Below are 2,317 nucleotides of genomic sequence, written 5' to 3' on the forward strand. Positions count from 1 at the left end.
GCGCCGCCAGTCAATTCTTGGGGTTTATGTCCTAATACACTTGGGGGCAGCTATAATACCAATTTTCAAAATGGCAACGCCATTTTGAAAATCTCAAAAACTTACTACGGTTAGCGCACAAAAGCGGGCATCACTTCGGCGGCAGTCATCAGCCCGTAAATACCGCGTTGGTGGAATTGTTTGCCAGCTTTGAGGTAACCAAAAGCAGTCCCGCAAACATTTGCCGCCATACTGGTTTCATCCCCAAGGGTGAAGGTATGGGTGGAAATTTTGCCCTCAAAGGTTCGCCCTGTAAGCTTCATATTGGTGCTGAGAGGCTTTTTAGGATTGCGCGTATCCACGATACCCCCGACCGTAACCCGATCGCGATCGCAGATGCCAATCCGTTCGAGCATGATGTCGTCAGCATGTTCCATATTGGTCAATTCGATCAACCCATTCGTCTTTTCGAGTAACGCTTCTACTTCGGCATCGGACATAGCTTGGGCGATATCAACGGTATAGCCAGACATATGAGCAATATCTTCGCGGATTGTAGCCCGATAAGCGTTCCAGTTGGCAATGCCAACGCCAAAATTAATCTCGACTTTATGAACTTCAGCAAAGCTTTGAGCGGCGATCGCGGCTGCCGCAGTTAACAATCCTGGAGTTGCACCACAACCAGACATATAGGTAATCCCTGCGGCTTCGAGTTCAGGGGAAAGGGCAATCATTTGCTCCACGGCACTGGTACGCTTGATCGCATCCACGAGTACGCCCTTCCAACCTGAAGCAATAAATTGCTTGGCAACGCTTGCCATAAAGGTATTGGGTAGGTTTGGTAAAGCTAAGAAATAGCCATCAACATCCTTTGCCATAGCGATCGCTTCCGCAATGCTGTTTTGGGTCAAAATGCCATTGTCAAGGTAGCCAAGAGAGCCTTTGTTCTGGTAGACAGAGATTGCCTCGGAAGCCTTCAGCCCTTGGTTATTGTAGGCAAAACCTTCTTTATCGGCTGCTACGACTAGCTGCATTTCCTGCTTAGCACTAAGCAACTTTGCTGCGGCTTGACCTAACCCACCAAATCCTAAAATTCCAACTTTTAATGCCATTAAGTTTAACTTCGTTTATCTAGAGTTACTTTGCAATGATGATCTGATCCTTTAATGTGCCATATTTTGGATCATATTTTTCGGGTGCATTGACCCATTAGAAATTAGAAGTATTGCTTTGCGCCGCCTATAATAACCTCTTGCAGTAAACTATCATGTAATTGGATTTAGGGTAAATATCGTGTCACAACGTACAGCAAGGCAATGGATTATTAACGGTGTTTTAATCGTAGTTACGCTCTCCTTTTTAGGCGTTTCAATCGCCCCATTGATCGGCGGATTATTTGCCCCACCGACGCAGCAAGCCGCTAATAACCCAGCCCAAAATACCTCAGAGCAAGAAAAGATCAAAATCCAGATTGAGGGGTTTGAAGCTGTACTCAAGAGCGATCCTAAAAATCAAACTGCGCTCATTGGGCTAGTCAATCTCAGGAATCAATTAGGAAAAACTAAGGAAACGATCGAACCTTTGCAAACATTAGCCGATACTTTTCCCGATCAGCCTGAATATCGGATGACCTTAGCGAGGACTTATATCCAACTTAAGGATCCTAAAAATGCCTCGGCGGAATACCGCAAAATTTTGACCACTAAGCCTGGATATATCCCCGCCATCCAGAGTTTAGTTAGCATCGAGTTAACCGATAAGCGTCCTGAAGCAGCGATCGGCATTCTCCAAGATACGCTCAAGACTGCGGAAACAGCCAATAAAATCCAAGCAAATACCGTAGATACGAGTTCAGTACGCTGGATCTTGGGAGAGGTTTATCGCCAACAAAATCGCATTGACGACTCGATCGCTACCTACGATCAAATGATCAAAGATAATGCTAAAGATTTTCGTCCCTATGTCGGTAAGGCGCAATTAAGGCAGGTTCAGGGTAAAGATGATGAGGCGAAAAAACTCTTTGATAAAGGGCTAGAGCTTGCTCCTGCTGAGTTTAAAGATGAAGTAAAACGCCTTGCCTCCTTGACCCCAGCCAAACAACCATTTACCAATCCCGCTCAAACGCCTAGCTCTACGACAGAGCCAGAAGCTTCACCCAAGAAACCATAAGCTAACGTCAGTTCGGATTAAACTGGCAAATTTCAAAACCCCAAGGGTAAAAGCCTTGCTTAGCAGGGCTTCTACCCTTGGGGTTTGACAAAGGGTTTGTTAAGACATAAAACCCAGAAGAGTGTTGCGGCGCTTCGCGCCGCAACACTCTTCTGGGTTTTGTTTTTGT

At 45.7% G+C, this 2,317-nt stretch carries 2 protein-coding genes; one reads left to right on the top strand and one right to left on the bottom strand.

Going from position 1 to position 2,317, the window contains the following annotated elements; all coding sequences use genetic code 11:
* Nucleotides 1–110 precede the first annotated feature (110 nt).
* Complete coding sequence (locus tag AC805_RS00565) at nucleotides 111–1,091, bottom strand: saccharopine dehydrogenase-like oxidoreductase (protein WP_055073605.1); 981 nt, start codon at nucleotides 1,089–1,091, stop codon at nucleotides 111–113.
* A 181-nt stretch (nucleotides 1,092–1,272) separates the two neighbouring features.
* Between AC805_RS00565 and AC805_RS00570 the strand changes: the two genes are divergently transcribed.
* Nucleotides 1,273–2,148 (top strand): lipopolysaccharide assembly protein LapB, encoded by an 876-nt coding sequence (locus AC805_RS00570; protein ID WP_055073606.1) that lies wholly within the window; start codon nucleotides 1,273–1,275, stop codon nucleotides 2,146–2,148.
* The last annotated feature ends 169 nt before the right edge of the window (nucleotides 2,149–2,317 follow it).

Origin of the sequence: Pseudanabaena sp. 'Roaring Creek', assembly GCF_001402795.1 — a bacterium.
In the GTDB taxonomy this organism is placed as follows: domain Bacteria; phylum Cyanobacteriota; class Cyanobacteriia; order Pseudanabaenales; family Pseudanabaenaceae; genus Pseudanabaena.

Bases quoted from the DNA above. Each gene is read 5' to 3' on its own strand.
- AC805_RS00565 (WP_055073605.1), bottom strand. From the start codon at position 1,091: ATGGCATTAAAAGTTGGAATTTTAGGATTTGGTGGGTTAGGTCAAGCC.